Genomic DNA, 5,360 nt, shown 5'->3' with positions numbered 1-5,360 from the left:
CACCAAACTATAGGTCAAGTATTTGGCTCTAAAATAGTTAAGGCAATAGAGCCAGTTCATGGAAAAGTCCACAGTATCACTCACGACTCTAAAGGAGTTTTCACAAATATAAAAAATCCTTTAAACGTGACGAGATACCATTCTTTAGTAGTAGATAGTGAAAATCTAGGAGATGAGCTAGAGATAACTGCAAAGACTAAAGAGGGAGAGATTATGGGCTTAAGACACAAAAAGTACATGATAGAAGGAGTTCAATTCCATCCAGAGGCTGTACTTACTGAATGTGGCCATGAGCTTTTAAAAAACTTTATTACTTTAGCTAGAGAAAGGATACAGAAAAATGCTTAGACAAATAGATACTAAATTAGATGCTTTTGAAATTTACACGATATTTAAAGATGAAAACGACAGCTTTATTTTAGATAGTGCTATGGATCCAAAAAAATTAGGGAGATACTCTTTTATAAGTAGTAATCCTTTTAAAAAAATAAAAGCAAAAGATTCTGAAACTAATCCTCTTAATACTTTAGAGGAAGAACTTAAACATTACCAAGGCGAAAATGACACTGAGTTGCCATTTGTAGGTGGAGCAGTAGGGTATTTATCTTATGATTTAGGAAACTACATGGAAAAGTTACCTCAAATTGCTGTAGATGATACGGGAGTATACGATTTATATTTTGGTTTTTACAATTGGGTAGTTGTAGTAGATCATCTAGAAAATAAAACTTATATAGCGACACCGAATTTAGACAAGAAAAAGGAAGAGTCTTTAATCGATGAAATTGAAAATAGAATAAAAACTGCAGAACAAAAGGGAATAGACTCAATCTGCTACGAAACTAAAAACATTAAACCTATAAAACTACAATCAAACTTCACAAAAAAAGGATTTGAAGATGCTGTACAAAAAGTAAAAGATTACATAAGAAGTGGGGATATATACCAAGCTAATTTAACTCAACGTTTTACAGGAAAGACTAGTTTATCTAGTTACGAATTATATAGAGATTTAAGAAGATTTTCTCCAGCACCATTTGGAGCCTTTTTAAATTTCGATAAATTCCATATTCTATCTAATTCACCTGAGAGATTTATCAAGTGCGTAGATAGACAATTAGAAACTAGACCTATAAAGGGAACTAGACCTAGAGGAAAAGACGAAGCTGATGATTTGAGATTAAGAGAAGAGCTACTAAATAGCGAAAAGGACAGAGCAGAGTTACTTATGATAGTCGACTTAGAGAGAAATGACTTATCTAGAGTATCTAAGGTAGGTACTGTAAAGGTTCCAGAGCTATTTGTAATCGAACCTTACGCAAATGTAAATCACTTAGTTTCAACAGTAGTAGGTACTTTAAGGGACGAATTAAGCCCTATAGATGTGATAAAAGCCACTTTCCCAGGAGGATCTATAACAGGTGCGCCTAAGATTAGATCTATGGAGATAATAGAAGAATTAGAACCGACTAAGAGAAACGTCTACACAGGATCTATAGGATATATAGGCTTTGACGGTAATATGGACTTAAATATAGCTATAAGAACTATAGTAAAACAAGACGAAAATGTCTACTTCCAAGTTGGTGGAGGTATGACTTGGGGTTCTAATCCAGCTGATGAGTACCAAGAAACTATGGACAAGGCTGCTTCTATAATGAAGGCTCTTAGAGGTTATTATGAAGAATAACGTTTCTTTTAATTCCACGCTTTCAAAGTTTGGGATGGGATTATTTGAAACCATAAAAGTCACAGATTATCCTTTAGATTTAGATTTACACTTAGATAGGATGTTTAATTCAGCTAGAGAATTAAACTTCAATATTGCCGAAAATAAAGAGTTTTACAGAAAAACGATTTTAGAATATATATATAAAAACGACGTAAAAAACAAAGCACTTAGACTTACGGTGTTTGATGAAGGATATAATATAAGCTTAAGAGATATAGCCTACAACGAAGAAACGTATAAAAAAGGCTTTAAATTATGCATATCTCCAATTAAAAGGGGAGACAGTATAATATACAGACATAAGACTACTAATTACTACGAAAGTATGTATTCTAAACATTATGCAACTGACAATGGATTTGACGATGCGATATTTTTAGATACTTCAGGCAATGTATTAGAATGTTCTCTGAGCAATATATTTTTTGTAAAATCAGATACAGTATATACACCTAAGAGCTCTTTGCCGATTTTAAATGGGATAATGAAGTTAAATGTAGGTAGAGTTTGCAAAAGCTTAAATATAGATTTAGTCGAGTGCGATATAGATATATCATCTGTTGATGAATATGAAGGCGTGTTTGTTACAAATAGTTTAATGGGTGTGATGCCCGTTACACAGATAAATCAAATAAACTTTGATAAAGAAAATAAAATAATAAAACTTATAAAAGAGACTCTATAAAAGGCGGTGAGTATATGTCAAAATTAAACGATGTATTTCAAAGGGAAATAGATTTGATAAAAAAGGACGAAAATACTCTAGGTATAGTGCTTGTAGGTTCTAGTAAAGATTTAGATTTTGAAAAAGACATAAAAATAAACGATATAGATCTTTTTATATTTACAAAAGAACAAAAGGAAAATCAAATTCGCATAAATAAAGTGATTTCTTCTATAGAATTTGATTTAAACTATATTTCCAAAAAAGGATGCGAAAGCTTTATAAAAAATAAAGAGTATTTCTTCTTAAAAATAAACGACGGCAAGATAATATTTGACACTTTAGATTATGCAAAGGAAATACTAAGAAAATGCAAGCAAGCTTACGAAGAAGGTCCAGATAAGATTTCCGAGGAAATAAAAAAAGACAAGCTGTTAGAAATCAAATCAGAAATCAAAAAATTAAAATCAAAGGACGAATTTGAAGATTTTGAGTACGATTTTTTTGTGAATATAGCACTTAGAGATCTGATTAGAATGTATTATATAAAAGAAGATAAATGGGTACCTAAGGACAAAAAATTAATAAAAAGCATAAAAAAAGATGATAAAAAAATATACGATATATTAAAAAATGCATCAGACGATAAATACGAAATGCTGTTAGATATATTTGAATATATAAAATAATGCCCTTAGATTTTTGGAGGTAAGAAATGGCAGTAGATCAAGCAAAAATAAGAAAAGCAGTAAGGGAAATCCTAGAAGCAATAGGTGAAGATCCAGATAGAGAAGGGTTAGTTGGAACTCCTGATAGAGTTGCTAGGATGTACGAAGAAATATTCTGCGGATTACATCAAGATCCAAGAGAACATTTAAAAGTATTATTTGCAGATGAAAAACACGAAGAAATGGTTGTTGTAAAAGACATTCCTTTCTACTCAAGCTGTGAACACCATTTAGTTCCATTCTTTGGAAAAGCTCACGTTGTTTATATTCCAAAAGATGGTAGATTAACAGGTTTATCTAAATTAGCTAGAGTAATAGAAACTATAGCTAGAAGACCACAATTACAAGAGAGAATAACTAAAGACACTGCAAACATAATAATGGAAGAATTAAGACCTTATGGAGTTATGGTAGTTGTAGAAGCTGAGCATATGTGTATGACTATGCGTGGAGTTAAAAAACCAGGTTCAAAAACTGTAACTTCTGCAGTTAGAGGTGTGTTCGAAACTGATGCTTTAGCTAGAAGTGAAGCTATGGCACTTATAAACTTAAAATAATTTAATACAAAGTTATATTCGCCATGTACTTGGTGAATATAACTTTTATTGTGATTTAGAAAGATAATTACTGAGGAGATAAAAATGTTAGAATACGGAAAAAGAACATATATAATGGGAATATTAAACGTAACACCAGACAGCTTTTCTGATGGTGGAGATTTTACTAATATAGATATAGCAGTAAACCATGCTAAAGAAATGATAGACTTAGGAGCTGATATGATAGATTTAGGTGGAGAATCTACAAGACCAGGTCATAAATTCGTATCAGCAGAAGAAGAAATATCTAGAATAGTTCCAGTTATAAAAAGATTAAAAGAAGAAATAAACGTGCCAATATCTGTAGACACTTACAAAAGTGAAGTTGCAGAAGAAGCTCTAAAATTAGGTGTAGATATGATAAACGACGTATGGGGACTAACTTACGACGGCAAAATGGCTGACGTAGTAGCTAAATACGACGCAGAAGTCTGCATAATGCACAATCAAGATGGTACAGAATACGACAAGGACATAATGGAAGCTATAAAAGAATTTTTACAAAACAGCGTAGATATGGCGCTAAAAGCAGGAGTTAAAAAAGAAAAAATAGTATTAGACCCAGGTATAGGATTTGGTAAAACTTACGAACAAAATGTAGAAGTTCTAAGAAGACTTGGAGAGCTTAAAGATTTAGGATATCCAATATTACTTGGAACATCTAGAAAATCAGTATTAGGAAAAATACTAGAAGGCACTACTCCAAAACAAAGAGTTGAAGGTACTGTAGCTACTACTGTACTTGGCGTAAGAGATGGAGTGGACATAGTCAGAGTTCACGATGTAAAAGAAAATTTAGACGCTGCTAAGGTAGCCGATGCAATATACAGAGGTTAAGATATGGACAAAATATTATTGAATAACTTAGGATTTTACGGATATCACGGTGTTTTAAAGGAAGAGGCTGTCCTAGGTCAAAAGTTCTTCATAGACATGGAGCTTTACCTAGACACTAAAGAAGCCGGCAAAACCGACGATATGAATAAATCTGTAAGCTATGCAGATGTTTACGAGGTAGCAAAGGATATAACTGAAAACAGAAGATTTAATTTAATAGAGGCGTTGGCTGAAAATATAGCTGATGAAGTTTTAAATAAATTCCCACTAATCAAAGGGGTTATGGTAAGAGTTAAAAAACCAGAAGCTCCAGTACCGGGGATATACGATTATTTTGGAGTTGAGATAAGAAGGGATCGAGATGAGTAGAGCGTATTTAGGACTTGGAACTAACATGGGTGATAGACTTGATTATCTGATGAAGGCGTGCAAGATGCTTGAAGAAAGCGAGTATATAACCTCTATCAAAAAATCAAACCTTTACGAGACTAAGGCATGGGGTTATACAGATCAAGCAGATTTTCTAAATATGTGCGTCGAAATCGAAACTAGTCTACCTCCATATGAGCTTCTCAATTTATGCCAAGATATCGAAAATAAATTAGATCGCGTCAGAGTTATAAGATGGGGCCCTAGGACTATAGATGTAGATGTGCTTTTTTATGATGATGTTGTATCTTTAGATGAGACGCTTTTGATACCTCATCCAAGGATAAAGGACAGAGCTTTTGTGCTAGTTCCTCTTATGGATTTGAATGAAGATTTAAGTATAGATGGTAAAACTATAAAGTTTTATTTAG

General features: G+C 32.6%; 8 protein-coding genes. All 8 read left to right on the top strand.

The features are described from left to right. Positions 1-348 (top strand): anthranilate synthase component II (locus MR593_RS12165; protein ID WP_290693334.1); only part of this gene is annotated, 348 nt, incomplete at its 5' end. Beyond that, positions 341-1,690: an aminodeoxychorismate synthase component I gene (gene pabB / locus MR593_RS12160; protein ID WP_290693331.1), complete on the top strand. Its 1,350-nt coding sequence runs from the start codon at positions 341-343 to the stop codon at positions 1,688-1,690. The genes MR593_RS12165 and pabB, both read left to right, overlap by 8 nt. Beyond that, positions 1,680-2,417 (top strand): aminotransferase class IV, encoded by a 738-nt coding sequence (locus MR593_RS12155; protein WP_290693328.1) that lies wholly within the window; start codon positions 1,680-1,682, stop codon positions 2,415-2,417. The genes pabB and MR593_RS12155 overlap by 11 nt, the downstream gene beginning before the upstream one ends. A 14-nt stretch (positions 2,418-2,431) precedes the next feature. Further along, positions 2,432-3,085 carry a hypothetical protein gene (locus tag MR593_RS12150; protein WP_290693325.1) on the top strand — a complete coding sequence of 218 codons (654 nt, stop codon included), beginning with the start codon at positions 2,432-2,434 and terminating at the stop codon, positions 3,083-3,085. Positions 3,086-3,111: 26 nt separating this feature from the next. Beyond that, complete coding sequence (gene folE, locus MR593_RS12145) at positions 3,112-3,681, top strand: GTP cyclohydrolase I FolE (protein ID WP_290693322.1); 570 nt, start codon at positions 3,112-3,114, stop codon at positions 3,679-3,681. An 84-nt stretch (positions 3,682-3,765) separates the two neighbouring features. After that, entirely contained in the window at positions 3,766-4,560 is a 795-nt protein-coding gene (folP, locus tag MR593_RS12140) for a dihydropteroate synthase (protein WP_290693320.1), read from the top strand. Between the two features lie 3 nt (positions 4,561-4,563). Next, entirely contained in the window at positions 4,564-4,929 is a 366-nt protein-coding gene (folB, locus tag MR593_RS12135) for a dihydroneopterin aldolase (protein ID WP_290693317.1), read from the top strand. After that, positions 4,922-5,360: 2-amino-4-hydroxy-6-hydroxymethyldihydropteridine diphosphokinase (gene folK / locus MR593_RS12130; protein ID WP_290693314.1), on the top strand; the 439-nt coding region annotated here is incomplete at its 3' end. The genes folB and folK, both read left to right, overlap by 8 nt.

This window comes from Intestinibacter sp. (genome assembly GCF_022780145.1).
In the GTDB taxonomy this organism is placed as follows: Bacteria; Bacillota; Clostridia; order Peptostreptococcales; family Peptostreptococcaceae; genus Intestinibacter.
Note: the sequence above shows the minus strand (reverse complement) of the source record. Positions and strands in the feature narration are given on the sequence as shown.

Bases quoted from the DNA above. Each gene is read 5' to 3' on its own strand.
- folB (WP_290693317.1), top strand. From the start codon at position 4,564: ATGGACAAAATATTATTGAATAACTTAGGATTTTACGGATATCACGGT.
- MR593_RS12150 (WP_290693325.1), top strand. From the start codon at position 2,432: ATGTCAAAATTAAACGATGTATTTCAAAGGGAAATAGATTTGATAAAA.
- folP (WP_290693320.1), top strand. From the start codon at position 3,766: ATGTTAGAATACGGAAAAAGAACATATATAATGGGAATATTAAACGTA.
- folE (WP_290693322.1), top strand. From the start codon at position 3,112: ATGGCAGTAGATCAAGCAAAAATAAGAAAAGCAGTAAGGGAAATCCTA.
- pabB (WP_290693331.1), top strand. From the start codon at position 341: ATGCTTAGACAAATAGATACTAAATTAGATGCTTTTGAAATTTACACG.
- MR593_RS12155 (WP_290693328.1), top strand. From the start codon at position 1,680: ATGAAGAATAACGTTTCTTTTAATTCCACGCTTTCAAAGTTTGGGATG.